This window comes from Verrucomicrobiia bacterium, assembly GCA_019634635.1.
In the GTDB taxonomy this organism is placed as follows: Bacteria; Verrucomicrobiota; Verrucomicrobiia; order Limisphaerales; family UBA9464; genus UBA9464.
Genome location: JAHCBB010000009.1, coordinates 101,800 through 124,589 on the forward strand (window position 1 = coordinate 101,800; position 22,790 = coordinate 124,589).

31 protein-coding genes are annotated in these 22,790 nt (G+C 64.3%); 15 read left to right on the plus strand and 16 right to left on the minus strand.

The features are described 5' to 3' along the window. Positions 1–4: 4 nt before the first annotated feature. The 15 genes from KF791_08370 to KF791_08440 all read right to left on the minus strand — a co-directional run bounded on the left by KF791_08370 (position 5) and on the right by KF791_08440 (position 10,628). Positions 5–688, minus strand: a complete 684-nt coding sequence (locus tag KF791_08370; GenBank protein ID MBX3732593.1) for a hypothetical protein — start codon at positions 686–688, stop codon at positions 5–7. A 52-nt stretch (positions 689–740) separates the two neighbouring features. Next, positions 741–1,238: a hypothetical protein gene (locus KF791_08375; protein MBX3732594.1), complete on the minus strand. Its 498-nt coding sequence runs from the start codon at positions 1,236–1,238 to the stop codon at positions 741–743. Positions 1,239–1,335: 97 nt separating this feature from the next. Continuing rightward, positions 1,336–2,334 (minus strand): hypothetical protein, encoded by a 999-nt coding sequence (locus tag KF791_08380; protein MBX3732595.1) that lies wholly within the window; start codon positions 2,332–2,334, stop codon positions 1,336–1,338. A gap of 43 nt (positions 2,335–2,377) precedes the next feature. Then, positions 2,378–2,887 (minus strand): hypothetical protein, encoded by a 510-nt coding sequence (locus KF791_08385; GenBank protein ID MBX3732596.1) that lies wholly within the window; start codon positions 2,885–2,887, stop codon positions 2,378–2,380. Positions 2,888–2,934: 47 nt separating this feature from the next. Next, on the minus strand, positions 2,935–3,120 hold the full coding sequence (locus KF791_08390; GenBank protein MBX3732597.1) for a hypothetical protein: 186 nt from the start codon (positions 3,118–3,120) through the stop codon (positions 2,935–2,937). A gap of 43 nt (positions 3,121–3,163) precedes the next feature. Continuing rightward, complete coding sequence (locus KF791_08395; GenBank protein MBX3732598.1) at positions 3,164–4,366, minus strand: hypothetical protein; 1,203 nt, start codon at positions 4,364–4,366, stop codon at positions 3,164–3,166. Next, positions 4,363–5,970: a DUF935 family protein gene (locus tag KF791_08400; protein MBX3732599.1), complete on the minus strand. Its 1,608-nt coding sequence runs from the start codon at positions 5,968–5,970 to the stop codon at positions 4,363–4,365. Before KF791_08400 ends, KF791_08395 begins: the two co-directional genes overlap by 4 nt. Before the next feature lie 175 nt (positions 5,971–6,145). Next, the gene (locus KF791_08405) at positions 6,146–7,516 is read right to left on the minus strand and encodes a terminase family protein (protein MBX3732600.1); all 1,371 of its coding nucleotides are present in this window, start codon (positions 7,514–7,516) and stop codon (positions 6,146–6,148) included. 116 nt (positions 7,517–7,632) lie between these two features. Continuing rightward, positions 7,633–8,181: a hypothetical protein gene (locus tag KF791_08410; GenBank protein MBX3732601.1), complete on the minus strand. Its 549-nt coding sequence runs from the start codon at positions 8,179–8,181 to the stop codon at positions 7,633–7,635. Further along, positions 8,178–8,960: a DNA adenine methylase gene (locus KF791_08415; protein MBX3732602.1), complete on the minus strand. Its 783-nt coding sequence runs from the start codon at positions 8,958–8,960 to the stop codon at positions 8,178–8,180. The genes KF791_08410 and KF791_08415 overlap by 4 nt, the downstream gene beginning before the upstream one ends. Beyond that, positions 8,957–9,196 carry a hypothetical protein gene (locus KF791_08420; protein ID MBX3732603.1) on the minus strand — a complete coding sequence of 80 codons (240 nt, stop codon included), beginning with the start codon at positions 9,194–9,196 and terminating at the stop codon, positions 8,957–8,959. Before KF791_08420 ends, KF791_08415 begins: the two co-directional genes overlap by 4 nt. Before the next feature lies 1 nt (position 9,197). Further along, positions 9,198–9,551, minus strand: coding sequence for a hypothetical protein (locus KF791_08425; GenBank protein ID MBX3732604.1), 354 nt, complete (start codon positions 9,549–9,551; stop codon positions 9,198–9,200). Positions 9,552–9,560: 9 nt separating this feature from the next. Further along, positions 9,561–9,782: a hypothetical protein gene (locus tag KF791_08430; protein MBX3732605.1), complete on the minus strand. Its 222-nt coding sequence runs from the start codon at positions 9,780–9,782 to the stop codon at positions 9,561–9,563. Positions 9,783–9,817: 35 nt separating this feature from the next. Next, positions 9,818–10,012 (minus strand): hypothetical protein, encoded by a 195-nt coding sequence (locus tag KF791_08435; protein MBX3732606.1) that lies wholly within the window; start codon positions 10,010–10,012, stop codon positions 9,818–9,820. A 43-nt stretch (positions 10,013–10,055) separates the two neighbouring features. Next, positions 10,056–10,628, minus strand: a complete 573-nt coding sequence (locus KF791_08440; GenBank protein MBX3732607.1) for a hypothetical protein — start codon at positions 10,626–10,628, stop codon at positions 10,056–10,058. A gap of 172 nt (positions 10,629–10,800) precedes the next feature. Here KF791_08440 and KF791_08445 point away from each other — a divergent pair, with 172 nt between their 5' ends. The 3 genes from KF791_08445 to KF791_08455 all read left to right on the plus strand — a co-directional run bounded on the left by KF791_08445 (position 10,801) and on the right by KF791_08455 (position 12,990). Continuing rightward, on the plus strand, positions 10,801–11,781 hold the full coding sequence (locus KF791_08445) for a hypothetical protein (protein ID MBX3732608.1): 981 nt from the start codon (positions 10,801–10,803) through the stop codon (positions 11,779–11,781). A 1-nt stretch (position 11,782) separates the two neighbouring features. Further along, on the plus strand, positions 11,783–12,307 hold the full coding sequence (locus KF791_08450; GenBank protein MBX3732609.1) for a hypothetical protein: 525 nt from the start codon (positions 11,783–11,785) through the stop codon (positions 12,305–12,307). Between the two features lie 167 nt (positions 12,308–12,474). After that, positions 12,475–12,990, plus strand: a complete 516-nt coding sequence (locus tag KF791_08455; GenBank protein ID MBX3732610.1) for a hypothetical protein — start codon at positions 12,475–12,477, stop codon at positions 12,988–12,990. A 574-nt stretch (positions 12,991–13,564) separates the two neighbouring features. Here the strand turns inward: KF791_08455 and KF791_08460 are convergent. Beyond that, the gene (locus tag KF791_08460) at positions 13,565–13,852 is read right to left on the minus strand and encodes a ribbon-helix-helix protein, CopG family (GenBank protein ID MBX3732611.1); all 288 of its coding nucleotides are present in this window, start codon (positions 13,850–13,852) and stop codon (positions 13,565–13,567) included. Positions 13,853–14,254: 402 nt separating this feature from the next. Between KF791_08460 and KF791_08465 the strand changes: the two genes are divergently transcribed. The 12 genes from KF791_08465 to KF791_08520 all read left to right on the plus strand — a co-directional run bounded on the left by KF791_08465 (position 14,255) and on the right by KF791_08520 (position 22,164). Continuing rightward, positions 14,255–14,731, plus strand: coding sequence for a hypothetical protein (locus KF791_08465; protein MBX3732612.1), 477 nt, complete (start codon positions 14,255–14,257; stop codon positions 14,729–14,731). Beyond that, positions 14,728–15,558 carry a hypothetical protein gene (locus tag KF791_08470; protein MBX3732613.1) on the plus strand — a complete coding sequence of 277 codons (831 nt, stop codon included), beginning with the start codon at positions 14,728–14,730 and terminating at the stop codon, positions 15,556–15,558. The genes KF791_08465 and KF791_08470 overlap by 4 nt, the downstream gene beginning before the upstream one ends. A gap of 2 nt (positions 15,559–15,560) precedes the next feature. Beyond that, on the plus strand, positions 15,561–17,669 hold the full coding sequence (locus KF791_08475; protein MBX3732614.1) for a hypothetical protein: 2,109 nt from the start codon (positions 15,561–15,563) through the stop codon (positions 17,667–17,669). Between the two features lie 15 nt (positions 17,670–17,684). Then, on the plus strand, positions 17,685–18,842 hold the full coding sequence (locus KF791_08480; GenBank protein ID MBX3732615.1) for an AAA family ATPase: 1,158 nt from the start codon (positions 17,685–17,687) through the stop codon (positions 18,840–18,842). Then, a complete protein-coding gene (locus KF791_08485) occupies positions 18,839–19,060 on the plus strand; it encodes a hypothetical protein (protein ID MBX3732616.1) in 222 nt (73 codons plus the stop codon). The genes KF791_08480 and KF791_08485 overlap by 4 nt, the downstream gene beginning before the upstream one ends. After that, the gene (locus KF791_08490; GenBank protein ID MBX3732617.1) at positions 19,057–19,332 is read left to right on the plus strand and encodes a hypothetical protein; all 276 of its coding nucleotides are present in this window, start codon (positions 19,057–19,059) and stop codon (positions 19,330–19,332) included. Before KF791_08485 ends, KF791_08490 begins: the two co-directional genes overlap by 4 nt. Next, positions 19,329–19,652, plus strand: coding sequence for a hypothetical protein (locus tag KF791_08495; GenBank protein MBX3732618.1), 324 nt, complete (start codon positions 19,329–19,331; stop codon positions 19,650–19,652). Before KF791_08490 ends, KF791_08495 begins: the two co-directional genes overlap by 4 nt. A gap of 13 nt (positions 19,653–19,665) precedes the next feature. Then, positions 19,666–19,956, plus strand: a complete 291-nt coding sequence (locus tag KF791_08500; GenBank protein MBX3732619.1) for a hypothetical protein — start codon at positions 19,666–19,668, stop codon at positions 19,954–19,956. Between the two features lie 12 nt (positions 19,957–19,968). Further along, positions 19,969–20,520, plus strand: coding sequence for a host-nuclease inhibitor Gam family protein (locus KF791_08505; GenBank protein ID MBX3732620.1), 552 nt, complete (start codon positions 19,969–19,971; stop codon positions 20,518–20,520). Next, complete coding sequence (locus tag KF791_08510) at positions 20,517–20,906, plus strand: hypothetical protein (protein ID MBX3732621.1); 390 nt, start codon at positions 20,517–20,519, stop codon at positions 20,904–20,906. The genes KF791_08505 and KF791_08510 overlap by 4 nt, the downstream gene beginning before the upstream one ends. Further along, positions 20,903–21,565: a hypothetical protein gene (locus tag KF791_08515; GenBank protein MBX3732622.1), complete on the plus strand. Its 663-nt coding sequence runs from the start codon at positions 20,903–20,905 to the stop codon at positions 21,563–21,565. Before KF791_08510 ends, KF791_08515 begins: the two co-directional genes overlap by 4 nt. Positions 21,566–21,744: 179 nt before the next feature. Next, complete coding sequence (locus tag KF791_08520) at positions 21,745–22,164, plus strand: hypothetical protein (protein ID MBX3732623.1); 420 nt, start codon at positions 21,745–21,747, stop codon at positions 22,162–22,164. The last annotated feature ends 626 nt before the right edge of the window (positions 22,165–22,790 follow it).

A 22,790-nucleotide genomic window follows, 5' to 3' on the forward strand; every position in this document is an offset into this window, starting at 1 on the left:
GGGGTCAAACGAGTTCCGGACCGAAGGCGAGGGTTTCGTGGCCAGGGGTGCCGGAGATGAACCAGGTGCGAAACCGCCCCGTGGCCACGTCCTTCAGCTGCCAGAGGCCGCCAGCGATCCGATCCACCGGTTGCGGTGTCGCATCAGCCACCGCCACATACAGCGACCCGTTATACAGGTACGGGGCGTGCCAGGTGCCATTGCCGAAGTCGGCCAACTCCAGCATGCCGTCGCGGTATCGGAAGTTGGGGGCGTCGGGATTCGGAGGAACGGTGGTGCTGAATCCGAGGCGCCGAGCCTCCGGGGGGCCGACGACCGCGAGCGTCCAGAAGGTGCCGTCATTGGCCGAGACCAGCTGGCGCGACCCGGCAGTGATCCGGTAATTGCCGCCAAGGGTCGGCATGGCGCCGGGGATCCCCAGGAGATCCGGAAGGAAGTACTCGCCGGCATCCTCAGGGACGAGGACGGCGATGCGCCGGCTCGCCCCGATCCAGAAGTAGTGCGTTCCGGGCGTCAGCGAGATCGAGAAGTAGCCAGTCGGAGCCGAGCGCGCGCGCACGTCGCCTGCCGCCCGGACCCCAGAGACCCAACCCCGGGCGCGTCCTTCGGCCGGACGCGCCAGGATCGGCATGTCGGGCGCCGGATTCCCATCCGCGCCGAACAGAATGCCGAAGACTCGCCAGGCCATTTCGCCTGTCAGGTACCATCAGCGCTGCGGCCCTGCTCGTTCGCCGCGACCGTCAGAGACCGGCCAGCGTGGTGCGGGTCGCCCGGCGGGGCTCGGACCGGGCCAGTGTCACGCTCGCCCCCAGGCTGCCCACGCTGGGGGCAGCCTCGGGATTGGCGGGGGCGGTGACCGCCAGCTGCCCCATCGCCACCGCCTGCAGGTCTTTGTCCAGCGCGTCGAGCCGCTTGTTCTGCTCGGAGGTCAGACTCATGGGATCGCCCGCGGCCGCCCCGCCGGCCGCGGCGGTCGGCCCCAGGCGCCCCAGGACGGCGATGAGCAGCCGCAGGATGGCCAACTCCCGGAATTCCGGCGGAATCAAGGTCGGATCTGCATCGAGCCGGTTGTGCTGGCCGGCGGCGACCTTGGCCCGGATCTGGGCGACGACAGACTCTCGCTGGACGTCGAACCAGGCATCGCGTTCGGCGTCGCTATCGGCATCCCAGGCTTCGGTGAGGCGTGCATCGCCCGCATAGGCGAACACCGTGTCTATGGTGACGGGAGTCCAAGGCATTGGTCGGTGGGGTCTAAAACAGGACGGCCGCGAGCCCGGGGGCCCGCGGCCGTTGTGTGCGAGCCGGGAGGAGGGGTAGACCGACTCGGAAAGTGGCTTAGGAGATGGTCTCCTTCCGGATGCCCAACGTGCTGGTGATCTTGATCAGGTCGTAGTGTTCGACCGTGAGGTCCCAGAGCTTGGCCGACACCTGGTGGAGGTACACCCGCACCGGGCCGCCCGACGCCGTGGGACTCACAAAGCGCTTGATGTTCGACGGATCTTCCACCGCAGCGTTGGATTGTGCGTAGAACGAAAGCACCAGGTTGCCGGTGACTTCGGACTTCGCGGCCGGGGCACTTTGGTAGCGAGCCCGAGACACCAGCACCCGATCCACGGCTAGGAATTGCGCCAACTGCGCCTCAGACAGCGAGGACGAGGCGAATCCGCCGGCGGAATTCTGCGCCCGATGCGCGAGAATGCGGCGTGACCAGGCGGTCTCGCCGTATCCGACACGATTCGGCCGCAGGCCCGACGCGGTCGTTGCGGTGATCAACGTTGTGTTGACGTCCTGATCCGGATCCTTGCCGACGGTGGTATCCCATGTGCGGGCAGTATTGACCCCTGCGGCGCTGAGCGCCTCGACGGCTCGGCGAAGTGCAGACCGCTTCAGACGCTGCATGAGCATCTGCGTTTTGGCCTGCTGCCAGTTGGGAGTCTCGGCGACCTCGTCCATATCCAGACGGATGGTCAACCCGCGGTTCTCGGTCTTACCCTCGGTCTTGATGGACCGGTACTCGACCCGCTTGAAGTCGGCGCCGATGGACCGCAGATCGTCGGGGGCAGAGTCCGAGAGGAACGCCTCGGCATTCAACCACTCCGCGTAGGTGAATCGGCGCGGCACGGGGGTCGCTGGGGCGAAGAACTCCAGCTCCTCGCTGAGGTCGAGCCGATCCCAACCGCCCACAGCGTACGTGGTGAGCGGCTGGTTAAAGTGTGCCTCGACGAATCGAGACTCGTTGGCGAGGGCGATTTGGCCGGGCGCCAGGGAGCCGGAGTCGAGCACGAAACCGTCGTTTGCCAGCGACAGCCCAAGTGCAGTGAGTGCGAGTGACATGGTGATCTTTTTTGGGTTTGAGAACTTCGAGGGGGCGCGGTGCTTACGCGTTGGTCTGCCAGGCGCCGACGGGAATGACTTCGACCAACAGGCCGTCGGTCGCTGCGGCTCCAGTGATGGCAATACCGGCGATGTAGTAATTCCCGGCGCTGGCCGCCTTCTTCGCCACTTTGCCGGTGGCCGCAGGCACAAGCAGATCTCCAGGGACGATGACGCCGGCGCCGTTCGACACTACCAGCATGGTGCCCGGCGAGCACGCCAGCGATCGGCAGCCGATGAGATCCTCCGCGGCGGCCGCCTCATCAATCGCCTGGTACAAGGCCAGTTCGCCCGCACCGGCGAGTGCGACGTGATCGGCATCTGAGCCGACCTTGAGCAATCGGTAGCGCGGCACGGCCGCATCGGCCCGCTTGCTGAGGATACCATCGCCGTGGACGCCCTCGCCGATATTGGCCAGGCGCACCCGGAGGCTACGCCGGTGCCAGACGATCATGAGGATCGCGGTGATGACGGCCACGACGGCGGCCACGAGCAGGAGAGTGGAGAATTGCATGGGATTCTGTGGGGTTGACTACGTGGAGAGGGTCTTGTGGGAACGGCTTACTTCTTGCCCTTGTCCTTATCCCCATCCGGCTTGGTCGGGGGCGCCTTGGCGCCGCCGTTCACGGGATTGGCCGGATCAGCGTCCCAGTCCTCCTGGGCGGCGACCACATCCTCAGCCTGCTGGCGGGTCAGGCCCGCCAGGATTTTCGATCGAATCTGTTCGGCTTTTTGCTCGGGGCTCATGATTGGGATTGGAATTGGAATTGGAGATCGCCGCTTCGATCGCTCAGGCCTGCGGCTGGCTCAGCGCCTCCAGGAGTGCTGGCTTTTCCGTGCAGGCCAGGGTCCATGCCTGATTCCAGTCGCCCGCCTCACCCGATTTGATCTTGGCGTTGGCCAGGGCGATCAGCTGAGCGCCGGCCTCCTGGTCAGGACTGGTGTTGCGCCGCTCACCGCTGGTCTGACTGGCGGTGCGATACCGCGGCTGCAGTGCCGCCAAAGCCGCGCTCTCGTTGGCGCATGACGCGGTGAGGCGGCTTTCCCACAGGGGCTGCTCGGCGACCGAGATCCGCCCGTCGGCCAGAGCCGCCGCCAGCAGCGCGTCCCGCGATGCCTTGCGCTCGTTGGCCAGCTCCGTGCGAAGCCGATCCCGCTCGGCGCTCAGAGCGTCCCGCTCGTTGGCGAGCGTGAGCGAGGAGGAGATGGCCTCGCCCAGGCGACGGAGGGCGGCAGTGACCTGCTCTTCGGTGGCGTCATTGGCCAGGGTGATGCCCTGGACATTCAGTCCTGCGATCAGGGCGATGAGTTTCTTGAGGTCCATTTCAGGATGTTTGGAGTTGAGAAGGGTGACCGGGAGATTGGGAGTGGTCGTCAATCCGGCCGAGATGAAGCGGGTGGGGCGAAACACCAGACGGCCGTCGTCTCCCAGGGCGGGCTCGCCATCCCAATGCGCAGACAGGCCGAGCCGGGGTTTGTTGAGCAACAGATCTGCACCGGACTCATTGAACACGGGCAGGCAGTAGAGACCGTCATCCCGGGCTTCGAGGCGTTGGATCAGCCCCTTGGCGCCCTTGTCCGTGTACCGCTGCTGCATGGACGGCACATCGGGGTGGCCGAGGAAGATTGGCGCGCCGCGGAAGAACCGCTTCACCTTGCCCAGCACGCCGTTGAAGTCCTCCGCCAGTCGGGTCGCGGATTCGCGGTCCACCCGCTGGACGACTTCGACCGACCCATCATTGCCGATGCGCAGGCTTTGGAAGTGGGCCCGGAACGCCTCGAGATTGGCCGGAGTACCTGTGGTGACCTTGTCGCAGTACGGGGCGAGCATCGCCCAGCCGTCTTCGCCGATGGCCCCATCGTTCATCAGCACGACTGCCGCGCCGAGGGCGTCGTCGTTGGCGAGGCGGACATGGAGATCGCGGAGGGTCACATGTGGCCTTCGTTGTCCGTGAAACGGCTCAAAGCGGCTGCGTTGTCCCATGGGGTTCATGGGCGCGCACGTTCGCCGGGAAGCTCCGGTGCAGACAGCAGACCGTTCACAGTGGAGGAGCCGAGCAACCCTTCGATCGCCGCCACCAGATCGGCATCGGCCACGTCGGCGCGCAGCAGGAAATCCGGCAGATCCCTGCGCACCGCCTCCATGGCCATGCGCTGCTGGACCGCATCCTCCATCGCGGCGATGTCTTCCAGGCGGGCGAAGAGCGGTTCCAACGCCCGGCGCAGGGCCGGAGTGATCTCGGCCATGGCGGATTCCTTCAGCGCCTCGGAAACGCGCGCATCGGCCGCCGCGTTCAGGATGCGCACCGCGTTGGACAATCCCAGCCGCGGCCGGCCGGGCTGACCCTGCGTGGGCGCCGCTTCGGGTGCGGACCGGCCGATGATGATTTCTTCGGGAGGCGTTGCCGGATCCGGCATCCTGCGGCTGTAGCGCTCGTAGAAATCGGCACGGCCCAGCGGCATTCCGTGATTCAGGAACATCGCGTCCACTTGCAGCTCCCTGGCGATGTCCGACTGCACCGGCGGTTGCAACTCGAAGTACGCCAGTGGCTCGACCCCCGGCCCGAAGTAGTAGGCGATCACCTGCCGATCCACGCGCTCCTGCAGCTTCTCGCTGACGAACCGCGCATCGTCTTCCTTGAGCAAATTGGTCTCGCCGTCCTGGACTGACGCGCCTTGCCCCTCGCCCTGGGTGGAACTGAGGGTGCTGAGATCACCCCCCCGCCACAGGGTGATGATCGAGCGGGTCATCACATTCACCAGCTCGGGGTAGGGCAACGTGCCGCTCGAGGATGCCTCAATGACATCAATGCCCGCCTCGCGGTTGACCACCGCCGCCCAATCCTGCCCGAACTCACGTACCGCAGTGACCATGGCGTCCCACTCCTTGCTGCCCTGGGCGGCATCGGTCTTCCCCAGCAGCCCGGGCATGCCGAACTTGTCGCAGAACGCCAGCCAGTCGTTCAGACAGGCGTGCGTGAACAGCCACGCCACGGTGGTGGCCTCCATCAGGGGGGCCGGCGCGGCGCTCACGAGCCACTCCTTGGGATCCATCGGCACGCCGTACATCTGACCGTCGTCGGGGAGGTAGCGGAGCCGGCCTGTGCGGTTCTCGAACCACCACATTGGGCAGGCCCGGAACTCGGCGGTCAGGCCACGTCCACGGCTGGGCAATCTCCAGATCCATTCATGGACCGAGTACTCTTTCCCGCGGGCGTCCAGGATCTGCTGCGCCAGGAGTCCGACACCCCCGGTCTCGTCCTGTTTGAGGGCGCTGGTCACCTGCAGGTTGTCGTAGAACCCCTTCAACGCATCGGCGTGACGCTGCGCCTCCGCCTCCAATCCGTCGTCGAGATCCGATCGCACCAGGACCTGCCAGTCCATCCGCCCCACGTCAGCCTTCCGCTTGCCCACGACGGCGGCGATCGTCGGGTGCCGCCGCTCCAAGGCATCCCACAGTTTGGCGATCTCGAAGCCGCCGGTGTAGTACGCGTCGAGCAGGTAACCGACTTTCTCCGGGGTCGCGTAGCGGATGTAGTTCAGCCGGTTTTCGATCCCCAGCCGGATCCGTTCCACCGAAATTTGGGTCTGAGCCATGGCAGTTTGGGTATTGGCGATCAAAACAGGCCTCTAAAACCGCAGGAACCGCGTTGCAATTCGTTGCAAAGTGGCCTCTGAGTCGCGGCTGGTGTCTCCACAAGGGGGGAACGCGCCAAGGGGCGTTTCCGCGCGATTGCGGGGGCTTCCTGAGGCCGATTGGAAACCGGGGTGTTCATCCGATCGGGGTGCGTTCAGTCGGCGTGACCTTGGTGTAGGAGAACGTGGCGCTGCCGGTGCCGGCTGCCCGCAACGCAAGCGCAAGAGCCGTGCATCGGTCGGCATGCCCGTCGGCCGTGTGCGGGGCCCGGTAGGTGACGTTGCCCCCGGGAGTCGTCACCCGATGCACCGAATGCAGATCCTCCCGGACCACCCGCGACGCCGGGATCCCCAGCGTGCGCTGATCGAACGCCATCCGCAGCTTGGAGAAGATTTCCTGCTTGAGGTCCGCGGTGAACGTGCAGAGCTCGACCCGGCCGAATCGGTCCTTCTGGGGATCCCATTCGCCGAACTCCTTCACGAGGAAATCTCCCAGGCCGACCCCCGGCCCGGTGTAGTCGAAGCACGCCCGGCGCGACCGCGCGATCCGGGGGCGCAGGATCTCCATCTGTTCGCCGGTGGGCAGCTTGGCCAACTCGAGGACCTCGCGGGTCAGGTGGTAGGTGCCCGCCACCTTGACCAGCGCCCAGCAGACGGTGAGGTCACGCTTGCGCCCAAAATCAATGCCCAGATACAGCGGCTCGGCGTTTCGCGCGGTGGTGGCCCAGAACTCCGGGGGTTGAGCGCTGGCCGCCTGGGGATTCTCGGCCGCGGCGATCAAGTCGTAGGACAACAGCACGGCGGCCGTGTCCATGAACTCGCACAGGTACTCCTGAGCCCAGCCGTCCGGATCATCAATCGCGGCCCGTTGCTCCTCGATATCAATCGGCAGCCCCTCACGCACCGCATCTTCAATGGTCACCCGATGGCACGACCATTTGGCCCCGTCCACCTGGTAGTTCTTCACCCAGAGGTCGTGGAACTTGTTGCCCTGCCCGTTGGGCGTGGAGATGAGCCGGATCTTCTTCAGCCCACCCCGGAGCGGGTTGGTTATGCTCGGGAAGACCGCCCTCCACGTCGCGTCCGGATCGTCGAAGAAGGCGAACTCCGTCAGCAGGACATTGGCCGAGAATCCCCGGACCGTGTCCGGCCGCCCGGGCACCGCGATGACACGGCTGCCGCCCGGGAACGTCATCGTGGCGCTTTTGAGCAGGGCCTCGCTGCCGCCGTCGCGCTTTTCCTGGTAGTCGGCAATGGCCACCCGAAAGGCCTCGGCCCACTCCTTCCATTTTTCGAAGCTCTCCAGGGCCTGGCGCTCCGAGGGCGCCCCGATCATCCACGTCACCTTCTCGTCCCTGAGCTCGGCCGCGTAGCAGTCACGGATCCCCTCCGCACCGCTGGAGAAATCCTTGCCCACCTGGCGGGCCATCAGCCCGATCTTGAACCGGTGCGCATCGTCAGCCCACCGACGCTGGTACCGCAGCAGCAGATCCAGCGGACTGGTCACCGGGTGGATTGCGGGGCCAAGGGCCGGAGTCGGCTTTGGCTTCACGGCGCGGGTGCGCGCTCCGCGGGCCGGCTTTCCTCCGGGCACCCCACTGGCCCCTCTGGTATTTGAAATCTTCACGTCATGCCGAAGATCGCGTGGATCTGCGCCTGCTTCTCCTCGGGTGTCATCGTCGGGTCGCCCACCACCCGCTCCGCTTCCTCGGCTTTGGCCGCCTTGGCCTGCAGCAGTTCCAGTTTGCCCTCGTCCACCGAGACCTTGCGCTCCAGCAGCTGCATCCGGATCCCCTCCAGGGCCGTACGCACTAGCGCGGGCAAGACCTTCATCTGGGCTGGCATCTCGCCACGGACCGAGATCTGAAGGATCAGGCGCTCCATCAGCTTGACCAAGGTCGAAACGTCGGTCGGCGCTGCGGCCGCCATCTCGCCCACTTCCCGGGCGATCCGGGATCCTGTGGCCAGGTCGGCATACAGCCGCGCCTCCGCCTCGGCATGCAGCTCCTGCTCCTGGTAACCGGCCCACCAGTCGCTGAGCCGGCTGGGACTCACCTTGACCCCGACGGATGCCAACCGCTGCACGGCTTGGGCCAGCGTGAGCTTTTCCTCCGAAAACCACTTGGCGAGGTTCTCAACGTGGGCATCCAGTTTGGAGGGCACCTTTTTCACCGCGGGGTGACGATGAGTTCGCCGAACTTGATGCCTTTGGTGGTCCGGCGATTTGCCAGGCCGTTGACCGTCGCAATCTGGCGGACCGTGCAATCTTCAAACAGGCGACGGTTGGGGTCGGAGTCGTTGATCGTGAGGATCCAGCGGCCCCGGAGCCGATCCAGGCGACCCCTCAACTGAACCATTTCCTGCTGTGACCAGCCTTGGTACGCCCCTGTCGGGGCATCCACATACGGAGGGTCCAGGAAAAAGACCGTCCGCTCGGAATCGTAGTTCTGCAGGCAGCGCTCGTAGGGGAGATTCTCGACGACGACCTTATTGAGCCTCCGTCGAACGGCCTCCAGGCGTTGGCCGACCTCGTCGCGATCGAACCCGACGCCGCCTCCAGGAGTTTTGGAGACCCCGAAGGAGGTCATCTGTCCGCCGAAGGAGATCCGGTTGCGGAGGAGAAATCGAGCGGCCCTCTGGATCTCGGTCAGGCCCGGCTGATCCCGGAAGTCAAAGAAGTCGCGACGGGAAGCGACAAACCACCGCATCTCCTCCAACAAGGCCGGCAGGTGGAAGTGTGCGTTGCGCATCAGTGCCACGATGTCGGTGTTCAGGTCGTTGACGACCTCCACCGGATGACGGTCCTTGGCCAGCAGCAACGCAGCGCTCCCGGAGAACACCTCGCAGTAGCAATGCGCGTCTGCCGGCACCAACGGCAGCAGATGCTTGAGCATCCGGCGCTTGGATCCAGGCCAGCGGAGAAGCGCCTTGGGAGCCTGAGGTGCAGTCATGAGCGGAGAGATTGCGCTTTGAGGGACCCCTTGGTGGTGAGCGTCCAGAACACCCCTTCGAGGTCCACTGTGGTGCCGGTGATGTATCCGGAAGTCTCCGCCTCAAGGATCGCCGCCTCCACATCGCCCCGGGTCGGCCGCGGGTGGAACCGCAGCGTCATCGCGTCCACCAGCAGATCCTGCTGCATCGGATTGCCGTCCATGGCCGCCAGGGCGACCAGGCAGCGTCGAGTCAAGTCAGCGCGAGACGGGGTGGTCATTGGCGTGTTGTTGCTGGTCGAAGCGCCCGGAAAGTCGGGAGATCTCCCGCAGGATCTCGTTGATGCGCTCGTGCGTCTTCAGGGCCCGATCCTCGCTGGCGTGGTTCAAGCGACGTTCCAGATCGGAGATATCCTCCGAGATGGAATCGAGCTGCATGCGGGTCTCGTTGATCCGCCGTTCCAGAGCCTCGACCTCACGCCTCGTGGCGAAGACCCCCACGAGTGCCACCAACGACGACAGGGGTCCCGACGCCGCCAGCAAGCCGGCAAACCACAGGACGCCCGTTGGCAAACCCGGTTCGGTTGCCGCCGCCAGAAACATGGGGCTCATGGACGCAGGTCAATTGCTCTCCTCTGGAGGTGGGATCAGCTCGAAGAGATCTGCAAACTCCGCGGGAATCCACCGGGTGGGCAGTTCGTCCACTCCTTCACGCTTGGAGTCCACGAAGTCCTCGCCAACGGCCACGATTTCGAACCGGTTGGGCGGTTGCTTGTCGTGCGGGCCATACTTGATCACGTGGCGGTGGCGGTAGATGGCGCCAACGGTTGGGGGGGTGTTCATGGGTGTGGTGGAGGTTCCGGGGGGGCGATCGATGATCAGCGGCGGGCGCGGGATGGCGTGCGGCCACTCGGCTGCCAGTGCGCTGCGGTTTCGAATGCGGCCTTGGTCTTGGCGCGATACGCGGCCTCCTGGGCGGGGGTCCACTCCCCCTTGCGCTGCGCCTCATCGCGCAGCTTCATGGCCAGGTTGATCAGGGCGGTGGCGGTATTGATTGCGAGGATGGGATCCATGGGAGGGTTGATGGAGGGCGTTGTGAAGACTGGTCAGCAGAGGTCAGGGGGTGGCGATTCGTGCGCGGGCCTCCATGGCGGCATCCGCCATGCCCTGCAGCGTCGCCAGCCATGTGAGCAAGGCGTCGTGGCTAGACGCGTCGCGCGCCTGCTTGTAGGCCGCGAGGGCCTGCAGCGCGCCGTCATGCGCCGGCGGGTACGTGGTGCGGAGCGTGTCGGCCACGGCGGTCACCTGGTCGGAGAGCACGTCCCGATTGGCGTGCTCCCAGGCCAGGAATGTGTCCACCGTGTTGAAGGACGTTGTCAGGGCCTTCTCCGAGTTGAGTGCGACGCCTCCACCACTGCCCGCGCACCCGGCGAGCATCAGCCCTGCAAAGAGGGCGCAGCCCACCAGCACGGGAGCCAAGGTGGACGGGGGGGTCTCGGGAGGACCCGCCTGGCCCGCGGCCGGCTGGCGGCGCTTGGCCCAGAGGGACCAGCCAATGCCGGCGAGGGTCAGGAGGGCGCCCACCCCCTGCTCCATTTCGGAGGAGGTGAGGGAGCCAGAAGTGACGAGTCCACCGCCAGCAACGGTCAGGAGGTGGCGTACGATGCCGAGGAGGGATTCGCGATTCATCCGCGCTGGCATACCCCGGCCCGCCTACGGATGCCCGTTCGCGAGGCAGCCGAACGTGCTCAGCGGAGAAGTTGACCGGCACCAGAAATTCCGGATCAATTGCGGCGCCTATGCTACGCAAACCATTCTCCGTGCATGCCGGGCCGACCCGCCAAGCGGACGCGATCTGCCCATGAAAGGAAAGCCCAAGACTGCAAATTACCGCCGGTGCGAGATTCAATCCCATCCGCCCCAGGACGAGAACCTCCAAAATCTCCTTTCCGAGGCCATTCGCCGAGTGCAATTGCCGCATTTCCGCGAAGTTGGGATCGGCAATAGCACTCGCCACTTACTCACCAGTATCCAAACAAAAGAGAAGTGCCTCTGCGGAGAATTGGTGAAGTACAGTCCGGGGCGCCATGTTCCTCTGGTTGGAATTCAGGAGGAAGGCCGCCCTTGGCAGGGAACCGCACCGCCCAAGGATTCCAATGGAATCCCTCGAAACCTACAGGAACAACACCTGGTTTTCGCGGTTCGAGAGAACCACGTTGCCGTAATTCAAAGTCGTGAACTGGACATCTCGAACCTAAACGACTTCCTCCTTTGGTTGATTCAGAACGCTGAGCCCAGTTCCAAGCGAATGATCGCACTAAAAAACGTGCCGAATGCCACAGCCATCGAGAAACTGAAGCGGTCGAACGAGATTCGCGCCATCGAGCTCTCGGGACACGCCTTTCGAAAGTTCCGAGAACCGCTTCCCGAAGGCCATCCAGATCGGAAAGGTAATCGGAAGTACGTTCGGCGAATTGAAGTCTCGCAATGGCATCGCGAGATACTGGACCGTCTCGGGATCGGGGGCCCAATTCTTGATCAGATGACCAAGGACGGAGCCGATCCAGGGTCTCTTTCCATTTCAATCGAACTACGCTACAGGGGCCGGAAAGATGGTGATGCGCAAAACTTGCTCAGGAGCTTATCGGCTTCAGTCGGGGGAATCGAAGGGCTCGATACGACGATTCTCCTTGGCGGAAAATCGAAGATCCAAGGAAACGAGCTCACTGTCGCCGAGCCAATTCAGGTACACCACCATGATGGAAACATGTCCGTCGACGATGCGATGGCGCGCCTTGCTGAGTGGTTGATGAACACGATTCGGAATAAAGGGGTGTTGTAGGATGCGCGACCAGCTTCAATCGGGAAGAGGGCGCTTGGGGATTTCATTGGCCGCATTCGCGGTGATGGCAGTCGCGATGGGCTTGGCTTGGGGAAGTCTCCGGGCCGGCGGAATCCAGCCCTTGGAAGCGATGCAAAAGGTTGCATTCGTGGTGGCGACTTTTTCAGTCACGGCATATAACTTGAGAACTCGCGTAGTCGACTTGGTGGTTAGATGGGATGCACCGCCCAGGCAGCTGAGTCGGCTCGCCGGCATAGCGCGCGATTGTGGCGAGAGACTCACCGCCTTGGTCCTGTACTTCACGATCTGTGCGACCGCTATGGGGGCTGGCGGATTCCTGCCACAGGACAACCCCATCGCCAAGTGGGTTGCCTCGGCTTTGGCAGGCTTGTTTGCCTGGTCCTTTGTCCAGTTTGTCTACATCGTGTTCGCCTTCGAGCGCTTGGAACGTGCCGCCCTTCAGGAAGCGGAAGAAGCCAGTCGCCGGAAGGAGGCCGAGCGCCTCTCTGGCGGCAGAGGTGGATAACACGGCGAGATCGCTTTGCGATCGCCCCGGCAGCCCCGGACCTTAGAACCATTTCCCGATGGGGGCTTCGGAACTTCCGCAAACTCCAAGGCCGAGCGCCATTGCCAATTGGGCGCTCCAGACGACGCGGGATTGACGGTCGAGAGGAGCTAGAGCAGCCTCAGCAGATGTCGATCGCCCTGTTGAACCCCGTCGAGCCAATCAAAGTCGAGAACAGCATTCTCCACGCCCGGATTCCGTTGGTGGAAGGATTTGTCCTCGAATTTCATGGAGTGACAAAGACCCAGCTTCCCGAAGAGGGCGCAAAACTATGTTCCCGAATGGTGGTCAGAAAGCCCGAGGATCCTGAGACTGAAGCGCCGATCGTTGAACTCGAATTTGGACCGGATCGAATGCCTCCTGCTTGCTTGGCACTATTTCGGAAAGCCATCGACCAACTTGAAGAAGCGGCGAGAATCCTTGGAACAGAGATCGATCCACCGCGCGGTCGGAAGCTGTCCATGGAGTTACCGGTTGGCATGGGATACGTTATTTGGTCGCGGAATGATGGAGTGGGCGTCAGCGTTGACAGGTTTCTGACCCTGCAGAACAGGTGGTTCAAGATCGCGAACGATCAAATCGAGGACTTGAAGATCGGACTCGTGAACGCCCACGAACACTTTCGCGCCGAATCCGTTTCCTGATCGGTTGTGGATTTTCGCCGGCGGCCCAGTCGGCAAAATCAACTTGAAGCCCGAAAAAAAGGGGGCGGCCACGCACTACCAGGCCCTCAACACCACCCCGGGGGAGCCATCGAAACCTGCGTATGGCCCCTTGGGAGTGCAAGAGGGCAGCATGGCAAAATTTAATTCCCGCATCGTGCGGGAATTACAACCGCCTCACTTTCAGAAGGTTGCCGGTTTGGGTTATTGCGGGACCGATTCGGTTGCTGCTGCCCTACCACGCTCTCGGTTGCGTTTGCGAAATTGCTCAAAATCGCAAACTGAACCATCCGTTCCGCTCGCTCAATTTGGAACCGTTAAGCCCAATACCATTCCCGCACGCTATGCTCACTGGTTTGGTGGTGAGGATCTTGTGAGCAACGTTGTCTTGCTGCCGAGCACCTCGTCGCAAGGTTCCGACCCACCCCTGAATCAAGGATGAGCTCCAAAAACAGCCGTATTCGCGATGTTACGTGCGCCGGTTCGCTTTCGTCGGTACTCGCGCAGCCAAAGCATGTGAGGAGGCGAATCATGTGTACGCTCTGGGCTCAGTTCCTCATTTTGGGCGCTTCCTTCTCGCGCGCGACTTCCCCTCGTCGGCGCCGGGGTCGCCGGTAACGGTCGGGCGCGCGCGCTCGCTGCGCCCGTCAGACGGCGGCAGAATTTTGCGCCATTCAGGCGGCATCACGATAGACCCGTCGATCTGGACGACCTGGTCGCAGAACGATTTCGCCAGAAGCCGGATCAAGGCCGATTTCGATGTTCCCAGGATGGCCGCAGCGCTCCGTAAACGACTATCCGTTTCCGGGTCCAGACGAATCGGGAGCTGCGATCCAAGTGCCACGGGCAAGCTGTGTAGCATTCAGAGTTTTTTTTCAAGAACGTCGTTGACGACGTTGTGTAGCGTTGCTACACAACGCCCGCATGAAACGCCGATTTGGTGAGACCCTGCCAGTGAGACTGCCGAGTGCTACCAACAGTCGTCTTATCCGGATCGCGAAAGTCACGGGCCTCAACAGATCGGACGTACTGCGCATTGCGCTGGCCCACGGCTTGCCGCGAATCGAGGCGGGAGAGCTTTCGATCGGTGAATCCGACCTCATCGCAAGGTCCGCCCCGGGAGGTGGGAAGTGATTGTCAGTGTGTGCATCACCCTCGGCGCCTTGTCGGTGATCTCCGCAATTGCAGTTCTAGCCGGACAATTCGCCGGAATGCAGAACAGGGAAGACCAAGACTCGGAATCTTGATGGACCTCACCACCACATCGCCGACGCGCACGCGCACCTCGCATCTCGATGTATCGTCGGCCGTTTCCCTGGTGTCGGTGGACACGGCGCGAGCCGTCCTTGGGATGGACACCGAATCGGTGGCCGACCAGGTGGACCGTGGCCGCCTCCGATGGGTCTGGGATTTTGCCTCTCCGGGATCCGAAACGCGGAGGGAGCTGCGCTTCTGGGCGCTCGAGCTCGTGCGGTACCACTGCGATCCCGGGACGATGTCCCCTCACCCTGAGGATCTGCTCCGTGTGATCGCCGAGGTCATCGGCCCCACCCCCGGCGGCCGGCAGCGAGCCGCGGTCCTCGCGATCCGCTTCTCGATCAGCGCCCAGCTCATCATGGACATGGTGCGCGCCGGGGTGTGGGCCGAAGACCGGGTGCAGCACACCCGATTCATCCGGCGGCACTCCCTCGAAAACTTCCTTCAAGCCCGATTGATCCAATGACTGCAGACCTCCCGACTCCATCCATCCCAGATCTCGCACTCGCCATCTCCCGGGTGACCACCGCCCAGAACAGCTGGGACACCGTTCGGCGGTTCACGGATGCGGCCAATCGGTTCGAGCACGGGGCTGTGGCGTGCCGGGTGATGGCCGGGATCGCGCTGCTCGACCTGCACCAATCGCATGAGATCCGTGTCGGGAGACCCTCGGATGGCAATGCCGACCACCAACTTGCCTGGCCCGAAATCGTCAAACGCGAACTGGGGGTCAGCGACGACACCGCCAGCCGCTGGATGAAGATGGCGGGCGCCGCCCTGCCGCGGCTCCAGAGTGGGGAGGCTGGCGAGGTCTTCCGGCAGTTGCTCACGATCCCGATCACCCAATTGACGGACTACCAGTGCAAGGTGCTGAACCAGGCGGTCGAGAAACTGGTGGATGGGCGGTCACAACTCGACTTCATGGAGAGCCTGGGGCTCATGGCTCCAGCTCTGCCGCGGGGCGGCGACCAATTCTGGGCTCAGTTTCTGCGGGAGCGCCACCCGGAGCTCATCGTGAACGGCAAGGTGCCGCCGCGCGGCAAAGCCGGGGCCCGCTCGAAGGAGATCCGGGAGGAATTCTCGAAGTGGATGCAGGCGCGGCTGAAGCCGAGCACACCGGAGCAGAAGCGACAGGCGGCACGGTCGCTCCTGCGGGAGATCGACAACGTGCTGATGTCGGCGGTGAACGCATCGGTGCTGGGGGTGCTCGAGCCCCAGGAGTTTGTGGGTACGGAGGCCGTGACCTCCATGTGGGTCCAACGGCTCAAGGCACTCATGAACCGGAAAGCCTGAAGATGACTGCGCCGCTCCAGCTCTCCCCGGTGATCCAGCTCGATCCCGCCTTGATCGGCCAGATCGGCAACGTCGCCTGGACGCAGCTCTCAATGATCGCGGAGCGGCTCCCCGGTCTGCTCGACGCACCGTCGCTGCTGGCGGCCTGCAAGCAGGCCGCAGGGGAGGTGCCAGGCCTGACTCCTCGGTCGCTCTACACCCGGGTGCGCCGGTACATCAAGACGCGGGACCCTCTCGACCTGGTGGACCGCCGGGAGGCGGCATCGCTCTGGAAGGCCCGCCAGCCCGCGGGGCTGCCGGCTGCTTTCCAAGAGTGGTACCGGGGGCTGCGGGAGAAGCACCAGCGTGTGGCCACCCAGGCGCACGCCGAGCTGCTCGGGATCTGGCGCACCCACTACGACATGGCGGGCCGGCACTACGAGCGGATCCCCGGGTACGAGACCTGGCCGGCGGCCAACCCCGCGACCGGCGTGCCGGACGGGTGGACGTACGACAACCTGCAGCGGACGGTCCGCGAGCATCCATTCGACGGCCTGGCGGTTCGCCAGGGGATGGCTGCCGCACGGAATGTGCAGCCGCCCGTCCGGACGACGCGGGTAGGGCTGCGCCTCGCGGAGCGGATCGAATTCGACGATCACGACTTCGACGTGAAGGTCCACTTTGCCGGCCAGAGCCGGGCGATGCGGCCGCAGTGCTTTGGGTGGGTGGATGCGCTGTCGGGCTGGGGGAGCGTCTCAGTGCGGCCGATGCTCTGGGACGACGAAGCGGAGAAGAAGCGGGTCCTCAGTGAATTCCAGTTCCGGTGCTTCGTGGTGTCGTTGCTCACCAAGCACGGCTACCGGACGGATGAGGCTGGGACGACGCTCGTCACCGAGGCAGGCAAGGCGGTCATCCGGCCCGCCTTTGAGGCGCGGCTGGCAGCTGTGACGGGCGGGCGCGTGAAAGTCTCCCAGGGCCGCGTGTTTGCGGAGCAGGCGCACCCTGGGCAATACGCACCGCGCGGGAAGGGGAACCCGAAGCACAAGCCCCTGATCGAGGGGCTGTGGTCGGTGATCGAGAATGTGCTCGACCGGCTCCCGGGCAGGACCGGGAGCAACCAGCGAATCAACGGTCCGGCAGATCTGCACGGCCGGGAGCTCGCGCTGGCCCGGAGCCTTGATCTGGCGCGTGTGCTGCCGCCCGATCTCGCGCAGGAGGTCCAACTGCTCGGGGTGATGACGTACGGGCAGTTCTCCCGGGTCGCGCGGGCCGCGATCGAGTCGGTACTCGAAGACCGAGATCACGAGTTGGAGGGGTGGGAGGAACTCGGGTTCACGCGCCTCGAGTGGCGGTCTGACCCGCAGTCGCTCATGTGGCTGCCCGTGTCTGCGCTCGCGGCGCTGCCGGCGCCGGAGCAGCAAGCGCTCCGGGCGGTGCTGCAAGCTGGAGGATCACAGCTGACGCGCGCCGTGCGCCTGTCGCGGCGCGAGGTGTGGGAGCGGGGATCTGGCGAGCTGCAGCGGGTGAGCCCGATGGCACTCCACCGACTGTTGGATCCCGACGATGCCCTGGAGGTGACGGTGACCCGCCAGAGCATGATCGAGTTCCAGGACACGCTCCGATTTGGTCCCGGGGTTCACCGGTTCCTGGCCAAAGCGACCGGGCGGGAGTTTTACCCGGGAGACAAGTTCTCCGCCTTCTTCAACCCGCTCATGCCTCAGTGGCTGCAGCTGGTGGACGCCAAGGGCGCACACGTGGCCCTGGTCGAACGGATCGAGATGCCCTCGAAGAACGATGTGGACGGAGTCCAGAGAGCGATCAAACGCCAATCCACCTGGGTGGCGGATCGGAAGATCGGGGTGGCCGGCCGCCATTTCGACGAGGCCGAGCAACGTCTCCACATGGCCGAACACAATCAGCGGCTGGTGGAGGAGGCGGCGCGCCGGGATCCGACCCGGCCGACGTCTGAGATGAACCGGATGGCTCGCCGGGCCGCGGAAGCGGGTCGGGCGATGCAGACGGATGCTCCGATCGAAGGAGAGGTCTTTGATGAGGTGATCGAGGCGGGATCGGCCACGCACCTCGAACCCGATTTGGGCGACGTGGAATACATCCCGACGCCATTGAGCTGAACCAAAAGGAGGGACATGCACGACACACTGACCATTGATGCACCGCCGGCGCCTGCGCCGGAGACCGAGCTGGTCGCGGCGCCGAATCCGCGAAACCGATTCACGGTGGCGGCGGACACGGTGGCGCTGGCGACGCGGAATCTGCCGGACTTCGAGTGCCAGCAGCTCCGATGGCTCGCCAAGTACGGGCAAGGGCTCAATATCAGTGTGGCCGATCTGGCGGCACGGCTGCGCAAGCCGGACGGCAGCGTCTACAGCGGTGATAGCGTCTACCAGGCCCTGACCGGTAAACGCGGCGCCGAGGGTGCGAGCTTGATGCCGCTGGCCAAGGCGATCGCCGCCCTCAGGCGGGATGTGCAGGAGGTCGAGGCCCACAGCGCGACGACGTTCATTGAGACCCCGCTGACCCGCCGGCTTTTCACGATCTTCCGGGGCGCCTTGACCAAGCACCGCCTGGGATTCGTGGTCGGTGATTCGCAAATCGGCAAGACGACGGCGGCGAATGAATTCCAGCGGCTCAACAACCATGGGACGACCCACGTGTTCCGCGTGCCGACGGGTGGCTCCATCACGGTGACCATCTCGGAACTGGCCCGCAGGCTGGGGATCCCCGATCGCATCTGCTACCCGGACCTTCGCCGGCGCATCCTGGACAGCTTCGACGAGCACAACCTCTTGATCGTGGATGAGGCTCACCAGTGCCTCTACAACAAGAAGAACAACTCCAGCCTGATGGTCCTGGAGTTCGTGCGAGAGATCCACGATCGGCGCAAGTGTGGCGTGGTGCTGATGGGCACCGGGGATCTCCGTGATGCCCTGCGGCACAACTCGATCCTCCAGCAGCTGTGGAGGCGGAGGTCGCCGGGGCTGGTGCTGCAGCTCCCATCGGAAGTCCCGGCCGCAGACCTGAATGCCTTTGCGGACGCCTTCCGGCTGGAGCCCGCGCCTGACCGGGAGATGCGCATCGCGTTGGACGGCGAGGATGGCCCGAAGTCGTTTGCTGCGAACCCGGCGCTGCTGCAGAAGCAAATCGTCCGCGCCGACGGGCTGGGCTCGTGGATCCGTCTGCTGGAGGACGCCCGAAATCTGGCGAAGGAGACCTCGACCAAGATGACCTGGGGGCGGGTGCTGGCCGCCTACTGCCTGGCACAGGCGCAGGAGGAGGCGGTATGAGCGCGCACCCCCAGCACCTTGTCTCGGTCCGGTACAGCGGGGACACCTACATGGCCCGAGTGAATGGCACCGGGGTCAAGGCCAGCTGCACGATGGGACCGGAGCCGGCCGCGCAGGCGGCGGCGCGAAAGTTTTGCCGAGGCGACCTCTTCCGACTTCACAGGGTGACGGACGGCATCTGGTACTTGGATGACCTGAGATCCGAACAAAAGCCATGAGCACACAAAAGGAATTCAAACGGCGGGGGCGGCGGCGTGGGTGGACCCAGTGCGAGAGAATCCGTCGCCGCCTCGTGGCGGCACAGGGCGCCTGGGTGCCGATGCCCGTGCTGGCCAGGGTGGGTGCAGGCAACCCGCAGGGATTCTGCATCGTCCACTCCCGGGTGGCAGATCTGCGCGAGCGCGGCCTCCAGGTGGAACAGCGCAGCGAGTGGCACAACGGGCAGTGCCTCAGTTTCTACCGATTAAACGTCACCAATTCTGAATCATGAAATCGCTTATCTCAAAAATCGCCGGATTCGGTCTGTTTCTCGTCGTGCTGATTGGCGCGGCAATTGGATTCTTCTGGGGGGGCAGTGCGGCAGTCGCCGCATTGACTCGCGCCGCTGCAGAGATGCGAGGCATGCCTCCGGGGTATACGCTCCAATGCTCATCGTACGGTCTGTTCCGGGCTGTCAGACCGTCCGGAATTCCTGTGTGGGTAGTGGGATCGACGAGGAGGCTCGAAGCGATCAATGACGCGTGGGAGGACTATCAGTGGCATGAGAAGCGTGCATTGTCCGCGACCCAAACCTGGCACGACTGCGAATGAATAGGAGGAGCTCATGAAGACCGAAATCTCTCCATTCCCGCACGATGGCAGCTACGTGTCGGCCAGGGCCCATCGGGACGGCACGATTGATCGGCTGCGGCGTGTCGTTGCCACGCTGCGCACCCGGATTCAGGTGCTCAAGCTGGCCGTGACCTGCACTTGCTGCGCCCTGGTCGTCTTGGTCTCCATCACCCAGCCGCGGGCCACGGCGAACGTGGTCCTTATACTTGCCCTGGTCGTCCTGGTGGTAGGCGGTGCCATGTACGCCTGCTTCCGGGGCGACGATGACATCGGCGTCCAGTAACCCCCCATCCTCATGTCCAATCGAATCAAGTCCAAGGGGCCCCTCATTCAGACTCGGGAGGAGGCCGAAACGGTGCTCGGCCTGCTCCGGGCCCAAGTCATCACGCGCAGTGCAATGGCGGCCGAACGCGAGCTCGAACTCAAGGCTGTGGATGACCGGTTCAAGGATGAACTGCTGCAGCTCGGCACGGACATCCAGACCAACACGGAGATGCTGCGCGCCTGGGCGGATGGGCACCCGGAAGCATTCGGCACCGCCAAGAGCCTCCAGATGACCCACGGCGTCGTCGGATGGCGAACAGGCAATCCATCGCTGAAGCCGCTGTCGGGGTTCACTTGGGATCGCGTGCTCGAGAAGTTGCGCAACCTGACTCCTTACAAGGGATTCATCCGCACCAAGGAGGAGGTGGACAAGGCCGCGATCCTCGCGATGCGCGACGAACTGTCCCCTCAGGATCTGCGGCACATGGGCGTCCGCGTGGTCCAGGAGGAGACGTTCTACGTCGAGCCGCGGATTGACGCCCCCGATGAACGACAGGTGGTGCCGGCGGAGGGGCGGCCATGACCATTTCCTACTCGTCACTGGATCCGGAGGCGGCCCGTCCCGCCCTCAGCGTGGGCACTGCTGTTGCGCCCGAATGGCGGTCACCGGAGTCGCCCCAAGAGGCGATCCAGAACGCCGCGGACGCTGTGATCCGCGCGTTTGGGGTGACTCGGGACGAGTTGCTCGGCCGCAGCCGTCCCGAGCGTATCGTGCGGGCGCGGCAGGCGTGGTACATGCTCACCCTGGAACTGTCGTCGCTGTGTCCCTACGAACTGGGGGCCTGGATCGGTCGAAACCATGGGACCATCCGGGCGGGCATCATCGCGACCCGCGCGCGAATTGATACAATCCCGGCGGTGTGCGCCATGTATGCCGCCGCACGTCGCCATGCCGGCCTGACCCAATGACCCCCAAGCAGACCCAGCTCTATTGGCGCGAATGGGCGGCGGTGCGGCGCGCCGATCCCTCCGCGGATCGGCACGAGATCCAGGCGCGCGCGATCGGGTGTACCCGGTCGTCGAAGCTCCTGACGAACCGCGATCTGGATCTGGTGCTCGGCGCATTCCGCGCGATCTCGGATCCAGGATCACTGGGGCCGCAGCTCCGGGCACAGAACCAGGTGAGGGCACGATTGGAGCACCGCTTGGCGGAGATCACCCAGTGCCTGGGCGTGTACGTGGAGGACCCAGCTGGCTACGTGGCCCGGGTCGTGTCGGATCGCCGACCGCCGAGCCCTGGAGGCACCGTCGGGGTGGACGATCTGAGCCACGAGCCCAGACTGATCCGCAGACGCGCCAGCGGCGAACTGTTGGAGATTCCCAGTGAACTCCTCCAGCTCGTCATGACCCTTTGGGCGCGGCTGCAGGCCATGCGCAACGCCCGCCACCACAGCTTGGCCGATATGTACTCGGCCGCCGGCATACCCCCTGAGCGCTGGGCCAAGAAACGGACATCTGCGGCCCACAGCCCGAAAGTTCGGGGCCGGGGTCAGCACGGGGCTGACGCGCCGGCAATGGCCCTGGCGGGGGACGCACGCCCGCCAGGGCCCGGGGAGGATCCATTTTGAGCGCGAATCCACAGCGGTTCTCCAGGGGCGTCGCCCTGACGACAGCGAAGGAGATCTGCCGCGCCTTGGTCGGGGTGTGTGAGGCGTTCCCCGGTGGGGCGCCTGCGATCAAGGTGTGCGGATCGCTCCGTCGCGGCCGTCAGGAGGTGGGCGACGTGGAGATCGTATACATCCCGCGAATGGAGGCAGTGCCGGAACCGCCAGATCTTCTGGGCGCCTTGGGTGAGTTTCGCATGCGAAACATGGTGGACCTGGAGCTGGACCGACTTTTGTCCGCCGGAATTCTGGCGAAGCGGCTGAACAAACTTGGCAGGCCGACGTGGGGCGAATGCAACAAGCTCGCGATCCACCGAGCGTCCGGGGTACCGATCGATTTCTTCGCGACCTACTTCCCGGCCTGGCACGGCTACATCGTTTGCCGCACCGGCAGCGCCGAGACGAACACTCGAATCGCCACCGCCGCGCTCCGTAAGGGTTGGCGCTGGCACCCAACGGCCGGCCACTTCACCGACGTAGTTGGCCGCCGACACTGGATCCATTCCGAAGAGGACGCTTTCCGGCTCGTCGGGTTGCCCTACTTGGAGCCCAAAGACCGATGATCCGAGGTTTGAAAAGCAATGAGGCCGGAGCCGCGTTGACGCGCGGTCCGGCCAGTGCAGCCACCCCATATCGCCATGGGACGACCACAATCGAACTGGAGCGAAGGCCTCCCGTCATTTCCACAGCAATCGAAGACTGTTTTCTACGTCGAGGGAGACCCCCATGGGTTGCTCGTCGTCTCGACCGGCCGTCGGCGGAGCCTGGAGGTGGTACCGACCAGAAATGCCCAAGAGGCACTCGACTGGTGCCTCGCCAATTGCGCGGGGATGGTTTTCTCGCGACGCGGACCCGATCTGCATGGGAACTGATCCATGAACCTTGATGCGCCTCCGGAAGTGCGGGCGATAATTCTGGAAATCGACTACGAATTAACGCGGTTTCCGGGTTAGCGGCGGCACTCGCTGGCAACCTTTTCGACACCCGAGTGGAACCAGTACGCGGCAACGACCATAGAGAAAGCCACCATGAACATCTGGCCTCTTGAAGCTGGCGGCTCCCCAATTATCCAGGCTATCCAACCCCAAAAACAACCCTGAAGGATTTCCAAGATGCCGTCGATCAACCGCCAGTGGGCAGTCAGCCGAGTCACGATCCTCCTCCTGACGGTAGGGGCGTGCTTTGCCGC

What these genes read in the sequence shown, in the direction of transcription:
- KF791_08430 (MBX3732605.1), bottom strand. Translation starts at nt 9,782, where the DNA reads ATGAACACCCCCCCAACCGTTGGCGCCATCTACCGCCACCGCCACGTG.
- KF791_08440 (MBX3732607.1), bottom strand. Translation starts at nt 10,628, where the DNA reads ATGAATCGCGAATCCCTCCTCGGCATCGTACGCCACCTCCTGACCGTT.
- KF791_08470 (MBX3732613.1), top strand. Translation starts at nt 14,728, where the DNA reads ATGACTGCAGACCTCCCGACTCCATCCATCCCAGATCTCGCACTCGCC.
- KF791_08490 (MBX3732617.1), top strand. Translation starts at nt 19,057, where the DNA reads ATGAGCACACAAAAGGAATTCAAACGGCGGGGGCGGCGGCGTGGGTGG.
- KF791_08380 (MBX3732595.1), bottom strand. Translation starts at nt 2,334, where the DNA reads ATGTCACTCGCACTCACTGCACTTGGGCTGTCGCTGGCAAACGACGGT.
- KF791_08480 (MBX3732615.1), top strand. Translation starts at nt 17,685, where the DNA reads ATGCACGACACACTGACCATTGATGCACCGCCGGCGCCTGCGCCGGAG.
- KF791_08400 (MBX3732599.1), bottom strand. Translation starts at nt 5,970, where the DNA reads ATGGCTCAGACCCAAATTTCGGTGGAACGGATCCGGCTGGGGATCGAA.
- KF791_08370 (MBX3732593.1), bottom strand. Translation starts at nt 688, where the DNA reads ATGGCCTGGCGAGTCTTCGGCATTCTGTTCGGCGCGGATGGGAATCCG.
- KF791_08500 (MBX3732619.1), top strand. Translation starts at nt 19,666, where the DNA reads ATGAAGACCGAAATCTCTCCATTCCCGCACGATGGCAGCTACGTGTCG.
- KF791_08520 (MBX3732623.1), top strand. Translation starts at nt 21,745, where the DNA reads ATGGAGGCAGTGCCGGAACCGCCAGATCTTCTGGGCGCCTTGGGTGAG.
- KF791_08495 (MBX3732618.1), top strand. Translation starts at nt 19,329, where the DNA reads ATGAAATCGCTTATCTCAAAAATCGCCGGATTCGGTCTGTTTCTCGTC.
- KF791_08465 (MBX3732612.1), top strand. Translation starts at nt 14,255, where the DNA reads ATGGACCTCACCACCACATCGCCGACGCGCACGCGCACCTCGCATCTC.
- KF791_08475 (MBX3732614.1), top strand. Translation starts at nt 15,561, where the DNA reads ATGACTGCGCCGCTCCAGCTCTCCCCGGTGATCCAGCTCGATCCCGCC.
- KF791_08390 (MBX3732597.1), bottom strand. Translation starts at nt 3,120, where the DNA reads ATGAGCCCCGAGCAAAAAGCCGAACAGATTCGATCGAAAATCCTGGCG.
- KF791_08435 (MBX3732606.1), bottom strand. Translation starts at nt 10,012, where the DNA reads ATGGATCCCATCCTCGCAATCAATACCGCCACCGCCCTGATCAACCTG.
- KF791_08445 (MBX3732608.1), top strand. Translation starts at nt 10,801, where the DNA reads ATGAAAGGAAAGCCCAAGACTGCAAATTACCGCCGGTGCGAGATTCAA.
- KF791_08510 (MBX3732621.1), top strand. Translation starts at nt 20,517, where the DNA reads ATGACCATTTCCTACTCGTCACTGGATCCGGAGGCGGCCCGTCCCGCC.
- KF791_08485 (MBX3732616.1), top strand. Translation starts at nt 18,839, where the DNA reads ATGAGCGCGCACCCCCAGCACCTTGTCTCGGTCCGGTACAGCGGGGAC.
- KF791_08385 (MBX3732596.1), bottom strand. Translation starts at nt 2,887, where the DNA reads ATGCAATTCTCCACTCTCCTGCTCGTGGCCGCCGTCGTGGCCGTCATC.
- KF791_08375 (MBX3732594.1), bottom strand. Translation starts at nt 1,238, where the DNA reads ATGCCTTGGACTCCCGTCACCATAGACACGGTGTTCGCCTATGCGGGC.
- KF791_08395 (MBX3732598.1), bottom strand. Translation starts at nt 4,366, where the DNA reads ATGAACCCCATGGGACAACGCAGCCGCTTTGAGCCGTTTCACGGACAA.
- KF791_08415 (MBX3732602.1), bottom strand. Translation starts at nt 8,960, where the DNA reads ATGACTGCACCTCAGGCTCCCAAGGCGCTTCTCCGCTGGCCTGGATCC.
- KF791_08425 (MBX3732604.1), bottom strand. Translation starts at nt 9,551, where the DNA reads ATGAGCCCCATGTTTCTGGCGGCGGCAACCGAACCGGGTTTGCCAACG.
- KF791_08455 (MBX3732610.1), top strand. Translation starts at nt 12,475, where the DNA reads ATGTCGATCGCCCTGTTGAACCCCGTCGAGCCAATCAAAGTCGAGAAC.
- KF791_08515 (MBX3732622.1), top strand. Translation starts at nt 20,903, where the DNA reads ATGACCCCCAAGCAGACCCAGCTCTATTGGCGCGAATGGGCGGCGGTG.
- KF791_08505 (MBX3732620.1), top strand. Translation starts at nt 19,969, where the DNA reads ATGTCCAATCGAATCAAGTCCAAGGGGCCCCTCATTCAGACTCGGGAG.
- KF791_08450 (MBX3732609.1), top strand. Translation starts at nt 11,783, where the DNA reads ATGCGCGACCAGCTTCAATCGGGAAGAGGGCGCTTGGGGATTTCATTG.